Source organism: Curtobacterium sp. ER1/6, from assembly GCF_001742745.1.
GTDB lineage: Bacteria > Actinomycetota > Actinomycetes > Actinomycetales > Microbacteriaceae > Curtobacterium > Curtobacterium citri.
On sequence record NZ_MJAK01000009.1, the window covers coordinates 24,240 to 40,891 of the forward strand.

A 16,652-nucleotide genomic window follows, 5' to 3' on the forward strand; every position below is an offset into this window, starting at 1 on the left:
GGTCTGCGACCGGCCGCCCGTCACCCGATGGTGCGCCACGTCCCGTCGACCGCGCTGGCCACCACGGCGTCGATCACCCGGGCCGCCCGGGCGCCGTCGGCGAAGGTCGGCAGGCCCTCCGGCGTCTCGCCCCGTACCGCCGCGTACGTGTCGGCGACGAACGCCGCGAACGCGTCGAGGTACCCCTGCGGGTGCCCCGCCGGCACGACCGCCAGACGACGCTGGTCCGGGAACCCCTGGGAGGGGTCGCGGACGACGATCTGCGCGCCGCGCTCGGTGCCGAACCAGGCCGACTCGGGCTGCTCCTGGTCGAACGCCGCGGACCCCAGGGTGCCGTCCACCTCGAACCACAGCCGGTTCTTCCGCCCCGCGGACACCTGCGAGACCACGACGTTGCCGATGCGACCGGCGCCGGTGCGGAACGTCGCGACCGCGGTGTCCTCGGTCGTCACCTCCGCGCGCTGGGTCGCGTCGGCGAGCGGGTCCGCGTCCGGCGAGCCCGAGAACGAGGGCCCGGAGGCCGCCGGTCGGGTCTGGTGGACGACGTCGGTCGCGGCGGAGACCGAGGCGAAGGGCTCGCCCGTGACGAACTCGACGAGGTCGCACCAGTGCGAGCCGATGTCGGCGAAGGCGCGCGACAGTCCGCCGGCGCCGGCGTCGACGCGCCACGACGAGGCGTCCTCGTCGAGCATCCAGTCCTGCAGGTAGTGCCCGTGGACGCCGAGCAGGCGCCCGAGCTCCCCGGCGGCGATCCGCGCCCGGATCTCGCGGACGACCGGGTGGTAGCGGTAGACGAACGGGACGGTCGCCACGACACCGGCCGCACGTGCGGCCTCGACCAGCTCGGACGCCTGCACGGCGTCGATCGCCAGGGGCTTCTCGCACACCACGTGGACGCCCGCCCGGACCACGGCGAGGGCCTGGGGGTGGTGCTGGTCGTTCGGGGTGCAGACGTGCACGACGTCCGGTGCGTCGGCCAGGACCTCGTCGAGCGAGGCGTACCCGCGCGGCACGTCGAGCTGTGCGGCGACCCGCTCGGAACGGGAGGGGGTGCGTCCCAGCACGCCGGTCACCTCGGCCCCGGCCGCGCGGGCGGCCCGGGCGTGGACGCCGGCGATCATGCCCGTCCCGACCACGGCGACGCGGAGGCGTCGCCCTCCGTACCCACTGCTCATGGTGCTCCCTCGCGCCGGACTGCACCCACCGTAGCGACGCGACCCGGCCACGCGCCGGACGGCGTGAGTACCGTCTGGGGCATGTCGAGCCTCCAGACCAGCCTGCTCATCCTCGGTGCCAGCGGCGACCTGTCCAAGCGGCTGCTGCTGCCGGGTCTCGCCACCCTCCTCGACGTCAAGGAGGACTGGGACGTCCAACTCGTCGGCGCCGGCGTCGAGGACATCTCCGACGCCGACTGGAAGGCGCAGGTGCGCACGTCGTTCGAGAACGCGCAGGCGTCGAAGAACGAGGAGGACGAGGGTGCGCACGACGACGACGGCGAGCGGCTCAGCCCGCGCCTCGTCGCCGTGATCGAGGCCTCGAGCTACCACCGGGCCGACGTCACGAGCGCCGACGACCTGACGAGCCTGCTCGCCGCGTGCGAGCACGACCCCGCGATCTACTTCGCGCTGCCGCCGGCCGTGACCGAGAAGAGCTGCGCGGTGCTCGAGGGCCTCGACCTGCCGTCGGGCACGCGCCTGGCCCTCGAGAAGCCGTTCGGCACCGACGCCGCGAGCGCCGAGCAGCTCAACGACGTGCTGCACTCGTTCCTCCCCGAGGAGCGCATCCACCGGGTCGACCACTTCCTCGGCCGCTCGACCGTGCTCAACCTGCTCGGCCTGCGCTTCGCGAACCGCATCATCGAGCCGCTGCTGTCGTCGCAGCACGTCTCCCGCGTCGACATCGTCTACGACGAGACCCTCGGGCTCGAGGGCCGGGCGCGCTACTACGACAAGGCCGGCGCGCTCGTCGACATGATCCAGAGCCACCTGCTGCAGGTGATGGCCGTCGTCGCGATGGAGGCACCCGCCTCGATCGACGCCGACGACCTCCGCACGCAGAAGGAGCTCGTGCTCCGCGCCGTCCGCCCGTGGGGCGGCGACGTCGTGGCCGCCGGCAAGCGCGCCCGGTACACCGCGGGGACGATCGGCGAGCGTTCGCTGCCCTCGTACGTCGACGAGGACGGCGTCGACCCCTCGCTCGGCACCGAGACGCTCGCCCAGCTCACCCTCGAGGTCGCGAACTGGCGCTGGGCCGGTGTGCCGTTCACGCTCCGGTCCGGCAAGGCGCTCGAGCAGCAGCGGCGCGAGATCGTCATCACGTTCAAGGACTCGCCGCACGTGCCGAACGGGCTGTCCGGCGCCGAACGGCCGGACAAGCTCCGCATCTGGATCGCCCCGGACGAGATGCAGCTCGAGCTCAACGTCAACGGCCCGGGCGACCCGTACACGATCGACCACACCTCGCTGGCGACGACGTTCAACCCCGGACGCCTCAGCGCGTACGGCGAGGTCCTCGCCGGGGTGCTCGAGGGCGACGCCACCCTGTCGGTCCGCGGCGACAGCGCGGTGCAGGGGTGGAAGGTCGTCGAGCCGTTCCTGCAGGCCTGGCGAGCGGGCGAGACCCCGCTCGACGAGTACGCGGCGGGGTCGGCCGGTCCCGAGACGTGGGACAACATCGACTGCTGATGCGGTGACGGACGGGAGGTGCGGTGCCAGCTGGCACCGCGCCTCCCGTCCGTCTCCTGGTCACCGGGCGTAGCGTCCGGTGACGTGAAGACCACCGACGACGTCCTGTCCACCGTCCCCGCTCCCGCCGGCTCCGACGTCCGCGTCGAGCCCGTCCGCTACGACCACGAGGGCACCGCGCTGCTCGGCGTCCTCGCGAAGGACCACGCCGCGTCCGGCCCGCGCCCCGGCGTGCTCGTGGTCCACGACTGGCACGGCGTCAACGAGCACGTCGAGGCCCGCGTCACGATGCTCGCGCGCCTCGGCTACGTGGCCTTCGGCGCGGACGTCTACGGCGAGGGCGTGCGCCCCGGCGACGACACCGCCGGCCAGGTCGCGGGCTCGTACTACCAGGACCTGCCGCTGTTCCGCGCGCGCCTGACCGCCGGGCTCGAGCAGCTCCGCGCCGACCCGGACGTCGACCACTCGCGCATCGTCGTGATGGGCTACTGCTTCGGTGGTTCCGGGGCGCTCGAGCTCGCGCGCACGGGTGCCGACCTGGCCGGAGCCGTCTCGTTCCACGGCGGGCTGATCGTCCACGAGGACTCGGACGCCTCCGCGATCCGGGCCAAGCTCCTCGTGCTCACCGGGGGAGCGGACCCGATGGTGCCGGACACGAAGGTCGCCGAGTGGCAGGACGAGATGCGCGCCGTGCCGACCGTCGACTGGCAGGTCGTGACGTACGCCGGGGCGATGCACGCGTTCGCCGTGCCGGGCACCGATGCGCCGGACCACGGGGCGCAGTACCAGGAGCGCGCGGACCGTCGCTCGTGGCAGGCGCTGCAGGTGTTCCTGGCCGAGGTGTTCGACGAGGAACCGACCGTCGCCTGACCCCGGCGACACGCCGAGGGCTCGGCCGGAGCGGCTCGATTGGCGTTCAGTGCCGCACCTGTTGTAGAGTCTTCCACGGCCGCAAGGCCGGTATCGGCCCCAGGGCCGGATGCGCTCGTAGCTCAATGGATAGAGCATCTGACTACGGATCAGAAGGTTGGGGGTTCGAGTCCCTTCGAGCGCACATCTGAGAAGGCCCCGTCGCACTGCGACGGGGCCTTCGTCGTTCCCCCGGGCCCTCGTCGTTCCCCGGGGCCTTCGTCGTTCCCGAGTCGTCGTCGTTCCCGAGTCGTCATGGTTCGCGGGCCGTTCCGCGTCGCGTGGGGCGGACGGGAGGCGTCGCCGGCTGCGCGTCAGCGGGCGAAGGACGCGAGGGCCTGCTGCAGGTCCTCCTCGAGGTACGGCGTGAGCGACGTCGCCCAGGTGGCGGTGATGTGGCTCGTGTCCCGGTAGACGAGCACGCCGCCGATGACCGCTGGACAGCTCGTCCGGGTGCAGTAGTACGGCGTGAGGTCGATGAGCTCGGCGCGACCGCCGGCGGCCGTGAACTGCTGCACGGCCTCGGCGGACGAGTCCGTCCGGGCGAGCGCCTCCGACCGTGGCTGGTCGCACGAGGTGTCGGTCCGACCGGACATCTGGCTGACGCAGAGGACGACGTCCCGGCGCGGGACCGGGTTGTCGCGGATCGCGATGACGGGCAGCTGGTCCCCGGCCGCCTGGGTCCAGGCGTCCACGAGGCCCGCCTCGGTCCTCGCGTCCCGCTCGGCGTCCGTCGCCGCGGTGACGGCCAGCTGCGTCGCCGAGTGGGTGACGACGAGGGCGTCGGCCTGGTCGCGGTGCTCCTGCACGTACTGGATCGCCTGCTGCTTCCAACGGTTGCAGTCGCGCACGCCCTGGTCGTTCGACGCGTCCTGCTGGGCCGTAGTGAGGTAGCAGCCGCCGGTGCCGGCGAGGTCGATGCGCCAGCCGTTCTCGCGGCCGATCGCGTCGTAGGCACCGAGGAGGGCGTTGCTGTGCGAGTCGCCGATGACGATGAGGCGCTCGGTGTACCCCGACTGCGTCCCCAGGGCGCAGACCGTGAAGGTGGCGTTCCAGCAGGCGGTCCGGTTCGCGTCGTCGTCCTTCGCGGCGGCCGGCGCCGGCACGCGGACGTCGGCCAGGCGCGGGTCGACGCACGGCTCCGGGGCGCTGATCAGCGCTGCGGCACCGAAGCACGAGGCGGCGTCCTTCACCGACTGCTCCGCGACGCGCGCCGCACGCACCTCCTGCACGTGCACGGCGGCGAGCGTCGAGGAACCGAGGGCGACGACGACGAGCGTGCTCACGACACCGAGCGCGGCGACCCAGCGGGGGCGGAGCGCGCGGACCCGACCAGAGAAGCGCAGCGGTTCCTCGAACAAGATGGTCGTCGCGGCGGCGAGCACCAGGGACAGTGCCAGGACGGCGAGCTTGGTCGTCCAGTCGAGCGGACGGCCGAGGGCGATCGGCACGATGACGACGAGCGGCCAGTGCCAGAGGTACAGCGAGTACGAGATGCGGCCGACGAACGCGATCGGCCGCAGGGCGCCGAGCGACTCGAGGACCGTCCGGGCGCCGAACGTCACGAGCAGGGCCGCACCCACCACGGGCAGGGCAGCCGCGATGCCGGGGAACGGTGTCGCCGGGGTGATGACCACGAGCGAGGCGACGAGGGCGAGGGCACCGGCGACCGCGGCGCCGGAGCGGACCGCGCGACCCACGGTGCTCTGCGCGACCGGCATCCGGAACGTGGCCACGAACCCACCGATCGCGAACTCCCACGCGCGCGTCGCGGTGGAGAAGTACGCCACCCCCGGGTTCGTGGTCGTCTGGACGACGGACCACACGAGGGAGAGCACGACCACGGTACCGAGCAGGATGCGAGCGGTCGTCGCGGGGGAGGGCCGCTTCCGCACCGCGAGCGCGAGCAGGACCAGCATGAGGGGCAGCGCGATGTAGAACTGCTCCTCGACCGACAACGACCAGAAGTGCTGGAACGGCGAGGCCCGGTTGTCCGAGGCCAGGTAGTCGACCGAGTTGGCGGCGAGTTCCCAGTTCTGCACGTAGACCGTCGAGGCGATGAGTTCGCGGCCGTACTGCTCCCAGAGGGCGCTCGGCACGACGGCGAGCACCGCGACCCCGGTGGCGAGGATCGTCAGGAACGCACCGGGCAACAGGCGCTTCGCGCGTCGGGACCAGAACCGGCCGAGGCGGATGCCGCCGGTGGCCAGCTGCTCGCGGAGCAGGTGTCCGCTGATGAGGTAGCCGGAGATGACGAAGAACACGTCGACGCCGACGAACCCGCCGCGCAGGACCTCCGGCCACAGGTGGTAGAGCACGACCGCGAGGACGGCGAACGCCCGGAGCCCCTGCACGTCCCAGCGGGTCGTGTCCCGTGCGCGGTGCGCCGGCGCCCTCGTTCCCCCCGGTGCGGTGCTCATCGGATCGAGTGTAGGAGACGGTCGGCCCCGACCACGGATGAGGCGTGCCGGCCGTGCGAGCGCGTCGAACCACGAACACGACGTCGAACCACGCCGTCCGCCTGGTTCGACGTCGGGAACGTGGTTCGACGCGCGGCGACGCCCGGCGACGCGCGCGCCAGGCGCGCAACCGGCTGGTCAACCGGGCCAGGACTCCTGGGACCAGGAGCCGTCGGGGCGCCGCTCGTACGCCGCGCGGTTGCTCGCGGCGTCGGTCGACCCGCGCCAGAACGCCATTCGCACCGGGGTCAGGGCGTAGCCCGCCCACGTGTTGGGCGGCTCGAGCTCCGGCCGCTCCCGCTCGAAGGCCGCCCACAGCTCCCGACGCCGCGAGGCGGTGTCGGCGGCGGCCTCGTGGTCGTTCACCCACGCGAGCACCTGCAGGTACCGGGTGCGGGCGGCGTACGCGGCGCGGGCCTCGTCGGCGGTGACGGGTGCGACGTCCCCGACCACCACGAGCTGTCGGGCGGCCTCGGGCCAGACCATCGTGACCGCCGCACGGGGGAGTGCGGCGAGCTCGGCGGCCTTCCGGCTGCGGCTGTCCGTGTGGAAGTGGAGGCGCTCCCCGTCGAAGCGCGAGAGCAGCACGGTCCGGGCGGACGGGTAGCCGTCGAGGCCGACCGTCGAGAGCGTCATCGTCGGACCGGGCCCGGCGTCGACACCGGGCAGCCAGGCCGCGGCGAGGACGAGCGGGTCGGCCGGGGCGGCGGCGTCGGGGTCCTCGGCTGCCTGCCCCGGCAGCACGGTCACGACACCGCCACCGCGTCGGACGCGAGCGGAGCGGCACCGGCAGCGCCGGGCTTCGCGACCGCCGGGTCGAACCGGGCGATCTCGTGCAGGGACGCCACCGCCTCGTCGAGCGACCGGTCCCACAGCGCCTGCCCGTACGCGGCGGTCGCCCGGCTCGCATCGCCGACGACCCCGGGGGTGCCGAAGTCGTTCGACAGCCACCCGAAGGACACCGGCCCGCCGTTGAACCGGATCTTCTCGAACTCGGCCAGGTGGTCCGGCACCCACCGCTCGGCCTTCGTCATGTCGACGAGGTCCGGGCGGAGGTGCAGGATCATCGACGTCTCCGCCGCGCCACCGTGGATGCCGAGCCCGCGCTCGTCGGCGTCCTCGCCGGAGGGCCCGGGCGTCCGGGCGAGCGTCGGCATGAGGAACGTCTTCAGCCCGTAGCGCTTCCGGATCTCCCGCAGGGCGACCTGCAGCAGGGCGACGTTGCCGCCGTGGCCGTTCGCGAAGACGAGCGATCCGGCACCCATCAGTGCGACGGCCCGGCCGATCTGCACGGCGGTGTCGAACATCGTCGACTCGTCGAGCCACACGGTGCCCGGTGCCCAGCTGTGCTCGTCGGACTTCGTGAACGCGAGGGTCGGCAGCTGCCAGACGTCGAGGCCCTCGGCCGCCGCGCGTTCGACGGCCGCGCCGCCGATGTGGTCGGCGAGCAGGAAGTCGGTGACGAGCGGCAGGTGCGGACCGTGGTGCTCGACGGCGCCGGTCGGCTGCACGACGATCGAGTCGGGGCCGAGCCCGGCGGCGACCGCCGGACCCGACAGCTCGGCCAGCAGGCGGGTGCGCGCCCCGCCGCTCACTTGCCGAACCCCGGCACGACGGGCTGCGCGGAGGCGGTGGAGCCCCCGCTGACGACGAGCGCCGGGTCGATCACGTGCCCGGGGTTGAGCAGCCCGTCGGGATCGGTCCGCTGCTTGAGCGCGACGAGCTCCTCGACGCCGTGGTCGACGTAGTACTGGTGCGGACTGTGCACCCGGACGCCCAGGTCGCGGAGCAGCGGGTACCCGGCGTAGACGTCCTCGGCGCCGGTGTACGGCGCGGTGAGCATGCCGATCGGCCCGACGTGCGCCGCCTCGATGTGGAGCATCCCACCCGGGTACACGGCCTCGACCTCGGCGATGCGGTCGATGAGCGCCTCGCCCCCGACCTCGACGTGGAACCACTCGGTGTCCGGGGTGTTCCGCTTGAGCCACCAGATCGGGTGGTTGTACGACAGCATCGACACCTTCGTGGTCTGCTGCAGCCCCTCGCGGACGTCGGACACCTCGCCACCGGCCTGCTCGATGAGCGCGCGGGCCTCGTCGAGGACGACGTCGTCGATGATCGCACGCAGGCTGGCGCGGTCGTCCGGGATCGCGGTGTCCGACGGCAGGGTCGCGGCGATCGCCGGCCGGTCGGCGCTGACGAGTCGCGGCACCGGGTCGAGTCCGCGGAGCGTCCGCACGGCGACGAGGGCGTCCTCGAAGGTCGGGAACGCCGCGTACACGGCGCGCCACTCCTGCAGGGGTTCGAGCCGGACGGTTGCACGCGCGATGACCCCGGCGGTGCCGTAGGTGTGCACGAAGGGCTGCGCCTCCTCGCCCTCGACGTGCAGCAGTCCGTCCGAGCCGGGGAGCGCGACGTCGAGCGCGGTGACGAACCCCTGCCAGTTCGAGCCGTGTGCGATCGACCCGGTGCCGCCGGAGCCGCCGGACAGGAAGCCGCCGATGGTGGACTGCGCGGTGGACGGGTACATCCAGAGCTGCTGCCCGGTGGCCGCGGCGGCCTGCTCCATCGCGACCATCGAGGCGCCGGCCTCGGCCGTGATCCAGCCGTCCCCGACCTCGACGACGGCGCGGGCGCGGGAGGTGTCGAGGACGAGGCCGCCGTGCAGCGGGATGCCCTGGCCGTAGTTGCCGGTCCCCTTGCCGCGGGTGGTGACGGGAACGCCGTACCGGACGGCGGCGCGCAGGGTCGCGGCCACGTCGTCGGCGGACGCCGGGTACGCGACGAGGTCGGCGAGGCCGAGCGGTAGCTGCGCGCTGAGGATCGGGCTCATGGTCGCCTCGTCGACGGAGGCGCGGGCGCGGGTGCGCTCGTCGGCGCTCACGCCGCGCTCGCCGAGCAGGTCGACGAGCTCGGCGCGCAGCGCCTCGAGACCGGTGGTGGAGGCGGGGGTGACGGTGGTCATGCTCACTCCTGTGGGGTGGGTGGTGCTGCAACAGCGGACGGGAGGCGCGGGGCGGGCGTGCCCCGCGCCTCCCGTCCGGTGGGTGGTCGGGTCAGTTGCCCAGACCGATGGACTTGTCGAGGAACTCGTTCGTGAACAGGTCCGAGGGCTTCAGGTCGCTCTTGACGTCACCGGTCCCGGCGAAGACGGGCTTCGCCTTGTCGATGAAGTCCTGCATGCGCTGCTCGTCCATCGAGCCGATGTAGCCGTCGGTGTCCTTCGCGAGACCGAGCTTCACCATCTGCGACGCGGCGAACGCGCCGACCTTCGAGTCGTAGGTCCAGCCGTTGTTGTACTGCTGCACGAGCTGCGTGATGAGGTCGTTCGTCGCCTCCGGGGCCTTCAGGTAGTCGACGTCGGCCTGCTGCATGACGGGGACGAGCTTCTGCAGGCACGGCTCGAGCTTCGACAGGTCGCCGGTGCGGACCGACATGGCCTCGGGGTACGGGTTCCAGCCCGTGCTCGAGACCGGCTTGTACGCGACCTTCTTGCCCCAGGCCGCGACCTGGTTCTGGTAGATGTACGGCTCGGCGGTGGCGAAGCCCTGCTGCGCGTCCTTGCCGCCGGCGGAGACGAACTTCGCCGGGGTGCCGTCGTAGCTGCCGTCGAGGACCTTCTTCGGCAGGATGCCGGACTGCTCGAGGTACGTCATGTACGCGGCACCGTTGAAGTAGCGGACGACGCCACCGTTCTCCTCGAGCGCCTTGCCGAGGTCCTCGATGCTGTCGACGTCCGGGTAGGTCTTCGGGTCCCACATGATCGACATCGGGGACGAGTCGTTCTCGGCGAAGACGGCCGTGGTCGGCAGGTTCCCGGAGAACTGGACCTGCTCGTCGGTCGACATGTAGCCGAGCGTGATGTCCTTGTCCTGGTACATCTGCGACGCGACCTTCGTGTAGCCGATGGCCGGGCCACCGGCGCGGATCTCGAGCTTCACGCCGGTGCTCTTGCCGTTGGCGTACAGGTCGCCGGTGACGGTCTTGCCCGAGGCGTCGATGGACGGGTTCGGGCCGAGCATCTCGTACAGGTGGCCGTGCTCGCCCTCGGGGTTCCAGTCGGTCTGCACGACGACGGTCGCGGGGCAGACGTCGGACAGGTCGATCGCGGGGCCGGACGCCGCCTTGGCGGGGGCGCTGCTCGCGGTGTCCCCGGACGAGCCGGCGGCGCATCCGGTGAGGGCGATGGCGGTCACGGCGAGGGCGGCGGTCGCGACGCCGAGTCGGGTGGTGGTGCGCATGGAGGCTCCGTTCGTGGTGCGGGTCTCGTGGTGCTGTGGGAACAGGGGTCGGGTGGGAAGGGAGGAGTGGTTCAGCTGAAGTCGTGCCACCGACCGACCGCCAGGCGGCCGAGCAGTCCGAACACGAGGAAGACGGCGACGCCGTAGAGCGAGGCGATGATGATCGTCGCGTAGAGCTCCGGGCCCATCAGGCGCGAGGCGGTCACCTGGATGAGCACGCCGAGGCCGGGGTTGCCGCGCTGGAAGAACTGGTCGCCGACGATCGCGCCGATGACGCTCAGCCCGGCCGAGGTGCGCAGGCCGACGAAGATCGACGGCAGGGCCGCGGGGAACTGCAGCTTGACGAGCTGGGCGAACCGGCTCGACCGCTGCAGGCGGAACAGCTCGCGCTGCGCCCGGTCGGCGGACTGCAGGCCGAACAGGGTGTTCGACACCATCGGGAACAGGGCGATCATCACCGTGACGATGACCCGGCTGGCGAACTCGTAGCCGAACAGGGCGCCGATGAGCGGGACGAGCGCGAGGATCGGCACGCACTGCAGCACGACCGCGTACGGGTAGAGCGAGCGCTCGAGCCACTTCGCCTGCGCCATGGCCATCGCCCAGACGACGCCGATCACGATCGCGAAGGCCAGGCCCACGAGCGACACCACGGTGGTGCGGCCGAGCGCGGACCACAGGTCGGTGCCGAAGGTCGACGGGGAGCCGTCCGGCATGGTCGGGGCGACGATCGCCTTCGCCACCAGGTGCGGGTACGGCACCAGGAAGGCGAGGCCGCGGACGTGGTCGTAGTACGCGGCAGCGGCGTACCAGATGCCGACGAGCACGGCGAGGACCACGAGGGGCTGCCACCACGCGACCCGCGGACGCGAGCGGCCGGTGGTGCGACGGGCGGCGGCGCGGACGGTGCGGGTCTCGGCGACCTCCTGCAGGGTGACCATCAGCGGTGTCCTTCCCGGAGCGCGTGCGAGACCTCGCCGACCAGCTCGGCGAACTCGGGGGTGAAGCGGATGTCGGGGTCGCGCGGCATCGGGAACGGCACGTCGAAGCGGCCGACGATGCTGCCCGGGCGGCCGGACATCACGATGACCTCGGTGGAGAGGTACACGGCCTCGGAAACCGAGTGCGTGATGAAGAGCCCGGCGAACTGCTGCTCGACGAACAGCCGGAGCAGTTCGTCGTTGAGTCGTTCGCGGGTGATCTCGTCGAGCGCGCCGAACGGTTCGTCGAACAGGAAGAGCTCCGGGTCGAGCGTGAGGGACCGGGCGAGCGAGACGCGCATCCGCATGCCACCGGAGAGCTGCTTCGGCAGGTTCGCCTCGAACCCGCCCAGGCCGACCAGGTCGATGGCGTGCGCGGCCTTCGCCGCCCGCTCCGCCTTCGGCACCTTCCCGAGTTCGGCGAGCAGCTCGACGTTGCCCTGGACCGAGCGCCACGGCAGGAGGGTGGCGTCCTGGAAGACGTAGCCGATCCGGTCGGTGGCGACCCCGGCGGTGCCGTGGGACGCGGACTCAAGGCCCGAGGCGATCCGGAGGAGGGTCGACTTGCCGCAGCCGGAGGGGCCGACGACCGAGACGAACTGCCCGCGGTCGACGGTCAGGTCGACGCCCTGCAGGGCGACGGTCCCGTTCGGGAAGGTCATCTCGACGTCGCGGAAGTCGAGCAGGGTGTCCGTCGCGGTGACGGGCGGTGGGGCGGTGGTGGTCACGGGTACCTCGTGTTCTCGTGCACGGGTGGTGCGCGGTCAGGGAACGGCGACGGGCTGGGGTCGGGGCGGGACGCTGGCTCGCGTCCGCTCAGGGGCGGCGACGCTCCGCCGCACCTCGGTGCGGGCGACGAGTCGTCCGCGGGACAGGACGATCCGGTCGGCGGGTGCGTTCGCGACGGCGTCGGTGACGCTCGTCGCGGCGATCGCGAGCAGGTCGGCGCGCCGCCCGGGGACGGGACCGGCGGCCGGGAGGCCCATCACGCTCCGCGCGGTGTCGCTCACCATCGCGTACGCCTGGTCCGGCGTCACGTGGCCCGCCGACACGAGCAGGCTCGCGGTCTCGAGGGCGTCGCTCCGGCCCACCGGGTTGAACGGGTCGCGGACGTTGTCCGCCCCGGCGGCGACCCGCACGCCGGCGTCGGTGAGCGCCCGGATCGCGGTGAGCCCTCGGGGCGTCGACACGGGGTGCTGCCAGCCCTGCAGGTAGAGGTTCGTGATCGGCAGCGTGATGATGCCGAGGTCCGCGGCGGCGACGTCGGCGACGACCTCGGCCAGGCGTTCGGGGCCGAGGGTGCCGAGGCGGACGCAGTGCCCGGCGGAGTACTGGCGTGCGTCACCGCGGTCACGGCGCAGGCGGCTGACGGCACGGGCGTAGTGGTCGAGGGTGACGGGTCCGTCGAGGCTCTCGTCGGTGTGCAGGTCGACGCCGACGCCGTACCGCTCGGCGAGGGCGAGCAGCCGGTCGACGTCGGCGAGGGGGTCCTCGGCGAGGTGCGGGGCACCGCCGACCAGGTCGACGCCGCAGTCGAGGACGGCCTCGACGTGGGCGTCGGGCGCGAGCGGTCCGGCGAGGGCGACGAGCTCGACGTCCATCAGCCCGGCGAGCTCGTCGCGGACCTGGACGACGGCGCGGGCACCGCGGGTCGCGGACTCGACGGAGGCGGGGGCGTCCGCGGGGGAGCGACGGCCGCTCAGCACGTCGACGTGGCTGCGGACCGAGGTGGTGCCGGCGGCGAGGAGCGCGAGGGCGGCGGTCCGGGCGCGGTCGGCGATGTCCTCGACGGTCATGGTGGCGGCGTGTGCGGACCACGAGGCGATCGCGGCGCCGAGGTCGCCGAGCGGCGGGCGGATGGCGTCCGCGCTGAGGGCCTTGTCGAGGTGTGCGTGCGGCTCGGCCGGAGCGGTGAGGAGCAGCCGCCCCTCGAGGTCGAGCGTCGCGTCCGCCGGGGTCGATGCCGGTGTCGACAGGGTGCCCGCCGGAGCGACGGCCGTGACCGTGCCGTCCTCGATCGTGACGTCGACCAGGCGACCGTCCGGCAGCAGCGCGGACCGCAGGAGCCCGATCGTGCGGGGTGCTGTCGCGTCCATCCGGAGCCTCTCGATCGTGTGTGACAATGTTGATCGCATCAACATCTCCGATGCTAGGGCGGCCGTGTTTCCCTCTCGTTTCGAGGCGGTTGCCGTGTGTGACACCCGTCCCGGTCCGACCGGGGGGCCGGAACGAGCGTTCCGTCCCGGGCGTCCGCGAGGTCGTCGGAGGACCCGTCCAGGCCGAGAGGAGTGCGCCGTGAGCACCGGCACCACCACCGAGACCGACCGCGTCGTCGACGACCAGACCCAGCGGATCGGCGAGCACATCCGCGCCCGTCGCCGGGCCGCCCGGCTGACCCTCGTGCAGGTCGCCGAGCAGACCGGCCTGTCGCACCCGTTCCTCAGCCAGGTCGAGCGCGGGCACTCCCGCGCGAGCATGGTGTCGCTCGAGAAGATCGCCGCTGCGCTCGGGACCACGCAGGTCGAGCTGCTCGCCGCGGGTGCGCCGGAACGGTCGGACCACGACGTGCGGGCACCCGAGATGCTCCGCGCCGACGAGGGTGCGCGCGGTCCGTTCTCGAGCGGCGAGGCCCGGCTCCTCGTGCACGCCGGCCCGCACGCCTTCGAGCCGCTCGAGTGGACGGGTGAGAACACCGACCTCGGCGAGTACTTCGAGCACCGCGAGGACGAGTTCCTCACCGTGCTCACCGGCGACGTCCTGCTCGACCTCCGCGGACAGGAGCCGCTCCGCCTGGGACCGGGCGACTCGGCCTACTACCGCGGCGGCACCGGACACCGGTGGTGCAGCGCGGACGGCGGTCGCTTCCACATGATCGTGGTCAAGGAGACCCCGCACGCCGGAGCGGCCCCGCACGCCGGAGCGGCCTCGTGACCGCCGTGCCGGAGCGTCGCCGCGTGCGCGTCGCCGCACGTCGGACCGTCGCGACCGACGTCGTCGCGCTCGACCTCGCACCCCTCGACGGGTCGACCCTTCCCGAGTGGGAGCCGGGCGCGCACGTCGACCTCGAGGTGGCGCCGGGCACCGAGCGCCAGTACTCGCTCGTCACGACGACGGCCGAGGGGCACTGGCGCATCGCGGTGCTCCGGGAGTCGGACGGCCGCGGGGGGTCCGTCGCCGTGCACGACGACCTCGCGGTCGGCGACGAGGTCGTGGTCGCCGGGCCACGCAACCACTTCGGCTTCGACCCGACCCGACCGGCCGTGTTCGTCGCCGGCGGCATCGGGATCACGCCCCTCAGCGCGATGATCGACGCGGCCGAGCGTGCCGGGACCCCGTGGGAGCTCCACTACGCCGGACGCAGCCGCAGTCGGATGGCCTTCGTCGACGACCTCGTCGCGGCGCACCCGGAGCGGGTCGTCGTCGCGGCCGCGGACGAGCACCCCCGGTTGAACGTCGTCGGACTCCTCGCCGAACCGCGCGACGCGGTCGTCTACTGCTGCGGCCCGCGCGGGCTCATGGACGCCGTCGAGTCGGCAGCCGCGCACTGGCCGGCGGGCAGCGTCCGGGTCGAGCGGTTCGAGCCCGCCGCCGACGTGGACGCCCCCGGCGAGGCGTTCGAGGTCGAGCTCGCCGTCACCGGCGTGACGGTGGTGGTCCCGGCCGACCGCACCCTGCTCGAGGTCGCCGAGGAGGCCGGCGCCTTCGTGCTCTCCTCCTGCCGCGAGGGCACGTGCGGGACCTGCGAGACGCCCGTCCTCGAGGGCGCCGTCGAGCACCGCGACACCGTGCTCAGCCCGGAGGAGCAGGCCGACGACCGCACGATGATGGTCTGCGTGTCGCGCGCCCGGCGCGGGTGCCCGCGCCTGGTGCTCGAACTCTGACGCCCTAGGGACGCTCGGCGTCTCCTACGGACGCTCGGTGTCGTCGAGTGCGCCGCCGGTGAGCGCCGACAGGCGCTCCAGGCCCGCCTCGGCGACCAGCTGGCGGGCGAGCGGGCGTGCCCGGGCAACCGCCTCGCGGACGTCGACCCTCGTGACGTCGAAGTCGGCGACGCTGAGGTCACCGTCCACCCAGACGTCACGGACCTCGCGGCTGCCCGCGACGAAGACGACCGCCTGGTAGGGGTCGTGCACGTTCGCCAGGGTGGGGGAGTCGCCGTCGAACACGACGAGGTCCGCGCGCTTGCCGGGTTCGAGCGAGCCGATCTCGTGCTCCATCCGCAGCGCACGGGCGCCCCCGATCGTGCCCATCTCGAACGTCTCGCGGGCGCTCATCGCGGTGGCCTGCAGGTCGCGGACGCGGGCGAGGAGCGCAGCGGTCTTCATCGCCTGCAGGAAGTCCTGCGAGTCGTTCGACGCCGGCCCGTCCACGCCGATGCCGACCGGGATCCCGAGGGCGCGGAGCTCCGCGACCGGGGCGATGCCACTGGCCAGGATGCCGTTGGCGACCGGGTTGTGGGCGACGCCGACGCCGTTCGTGGCGTAGCGCTCCCGGTCCTCCCGGTCGACCCAGACGCTGTGCGCCGCGATGACCGGCACCTGGAACATGCCCGTGGCCTCGGCGTGCCCGATGGCCGTCCGGCCGGTGCGCTGGCGCGCGGCGGTGACCTCCTCACGCACCTCGTGGAAGTGCACGTGCACGCCGTGGCCGCCCGCGACCGCGTAGTCGACGTGCTCCTGCCAGGTGTCGTCGGTGTAGCGGCCGATCGACGAGACCCCGACGCGGAACGTGCTGTACCGGCTGGCGTCCGCGGCCTCGCGCAGCGCCTCGAACTCCTCGAGGATCGGCGTCGCACCGAAGTCGCGGTCGACGTCGCCCGAGCCGAACGACACGACACCGCGGAGCCCGAGGTCCTCGAGCGCCTGCACGACGCCCGGCGTCGCCGGCTCGTCCGGCACCGGGTCCGCGCAGAACATGTCGTTCGCCGTCGTGACACCGCTCCGGAGCAGCTGGATGCCCTGCAGGACCGTCCCGGCGTAGGCCTTCTCGCGGGTCATCACCGGGTTGACGCGGCCGATCAGCGCCGTGAGCCACTCCCACAGCGTGTACTGAGAACCGATGCCCGTGATGAGGCCCTCGCTGAAGTGCCCGTGCGTGTTGACGAACCCCGGCGTCACGACGTCGTACGCACCGCCGCGGACCGGAGCGTCGGGGTGCGCGGCCGACAGCTCGGCGAAGGTGCCCACGGCGGCGATGCGGTCCCCGTCGAGCAGCACGGCGCCGTCGCGGATCGCGGCGGGGGTGGCGGAGTCGTCGGGCGCGGCGGTCAGCACCCAGCCGGCGCGGATCAGGGTCTGTGACATGTGGCGAACCTAGGGCGCCCGTGTTTCGCGGGTGTCACCGTCGGGTTTCCCCGTGGTGCGCGCGGCACCCGTCGGA

The 16,652-nt window shown here is 72.9% G+C and carries 14 protein-coding genes and 1 tRNA gene; 5 read left to right on the plus strand and 10 right to left on the minus strand.

What is annotated here, in order from left to right; translation table 11 throughout:
* Positions 1-20: 20 nt before the first annotated feature.
* Positions 21-1,175 carry a Gfo/Idh/MocA family protein gene (locus tag Cus16_RS12865; protein WP_069713061.1) on the minus strand — a complete coding sequence of 385 codons (1,155 nt, stop codon included), beginning with the start codon at positions 1,173-1,175 and terminating at the stop codon, positions 21-23.
* 81 nt (positions 1,176-1,256) lie between these two features.
* Here Cus16_RS12865 and Cus16_RS12870 point away from each other — a divergent pair, with 81 nt between their 5' ends.
* The 3 genes from Cus16_RS12870 (at position 1,257) to Cus16_RS12880 (ending at position 3,738) form a co-directional block, all read left to right on the plus strand.
* Positions 1,257-2,684, plus strand: a complete 1,428-nt coding sequence (locus Cus16_RS12870) for a glucose-6-phosphate dehydrogenase (RefSeq protein WP_069713062.1) — start codon at positions 1,257-1,259, stop codon at positions 2,682-2,684.
* Positions 2,685-2,768: 84 nt separating this feature from the next.
* Entirely contained in the window at positions 2,769-3,554 is a 786-nt protein-coding gene (locus Cus16_RS12875; protein WP_069713063.1) for a dienelactone hydrolase family protein, read from the plus strand.
* A 111-nt stretch (positions 3,555-3,665) separates the two neighbouring features.
* Positions 3,666-3,738, plus strand: a tRNA-Arg gene (locus Cus16_RS12880).
* Between the two features lie 169 nt (positions 3,739-3,907).
* Here Cus16_RS12880 and Cus16_RS12885 read toward each other — a convergent pair.
* The 8 genes from Cus16_RS12885 to Cus16_RS12920 form a co-directional block, all read right to left on the minus strand.
* A complete protein-coding gene (locus Cus16_RS12885; RefSeq protein WP_083263958.1) occupies positions 3,908-6,013 on the minus strand; it encodes an acyltransferase family protein in 2,106 nt (701 codons plus the stop codon).
* A gap of 177 nt (positions 6,014-6,190) precedes the next feature.
* Entirely contained in the window at positions 6,191-6,802 is a 612-nt protein-coding gene (locus Cus16_RS12890; RefSeq protein ID WP_069713065.1) for a pyridoxamine 5'-phosphate oxidase family protein, read from the minus strand.
* Positions 6,799-7,647 carry a creatininase family protein gene (locus Cus16_RS12895; protein ID WP_083263959.1) on the minus strand — a complete coding sequence of 283 codons (849 nt, stop codon included), beginning with the start codon at positions 7,645-7,647 and terminating at the stop codon, positions 6,799-6,801. The genes Cus16_RS12890 and Cus16_RS12895 overlap by 4 nt, the downstream gene beginning before the upstream one ends.
* Positions 7,644-9,017 (minus strand): FAD-binding oxidoreductase, encoded by a 1,374-nt coding sequence (locus Cus16_RS12900; RefSeq protein ID WP_069713066.1) that lies wholly within the window; start codon positions 9,015-9,017, stop codon positions 7,644-7,646. The genes Cus16_RS12895 and Cus16_RS12900 overlap by 4 nt, the downstream gene beginning before the upstream one ends.
* 91 nt (positions 9,018-9,108) lie before the next feature.
* Positions 9,109-10,293, minus strand: a complete 1,185-nt coding sequence (locus tag Cus16_RS12905; protein WP_069713067.1) for a nitrate ABC transporter substrate-binding protein — start codon at positions 10,291-10,293, stop codon at positions 9,109-9,111.
* 71 nt (positions 10,294-10,364) lie between these two features.
* Positions 10,365-11,234 (minus strand): ABC transporter permease, encoded by an 870-nt coding sequence (locus tag Cus16_RS12910; protein WP_069713068.1) that lies wholly within the window; start codon positions 11,232-11,234, stop codon positions 10,365-10,367.
* Positions 11,234-12,001 (minus strand): ABC transporter ATP-binding protein, encoded by a 768-nt coding sequence (locus tag Cus16_RS12915; protein WP_069713069.1) that lies wholly within the window; start codon positions 11,999-12,001, stop codon positions 11,234-11,236. Before Cus16_RS12915 ends, Cus16_RS12910 begins: the two co-directional genes overlap by 1 nt.
* A 36-nt stretch (positions 12,002-12,037) precedes the next feature.
* Positions 12,038-13,369, minus strand: a complete 1,332-nt coding sequence (locus Cus16_RS12920; RefSeq protein WP_069713070.1) for an amidohydrolase family protein — start codon at positions 13,367-13,369, stop codon at positions 12,038-12,040.
* A 199-nt stretch (positions 13,370-13,568) separates the two neighbouring features.
* Between Cus16_RS12920 and Cus16_RS12925 the strand changes: the two genes are divergently transcribed.
* Positions 13,569-14,204, plus strand: a complete 636-nt coding sequence (locus Cus16_RS12925) for a helix-turn-helix domain-containing protein (protein WP_069713071.1) — start codon at positions 13,569-13,571, stop codon at positions 14,202-14,204.
* Positions 14,205-14,227: 23 nt separating this feature from the next.
* On the plus strand, positions 14,228-15,154 hold the full coding sequence (locus tag Cus16_RS12930; protein ID WP_223246616.1) for a PDR/VanB family oxidoreductase: 927 nt from the start codon (positions 14,228-14,230) through the stop codon (positions 15,152-15,154).
* Between the two features lie 24 nt (positions 15,155-15,178).
* On the opposite strand, the gene Cus16_RS12935 is transcribed toward Cus16_RS12930, so the two are convergent.
* Positions 15,179-16,576 carry an amidohydrolase family protein gene (locus Cus16_RS12935; RefSeq protein WP_069713073.1) on the minus strand — a complete coding sequence of 466 codons (1,398 nt, stop codon included), beginning with the start codon at positions 16,574-16,576 and terminating at the stop codon, positions 15,179-15,181.
* Positions 16,577-16,652: the final 76 nt, after the last annotated feature.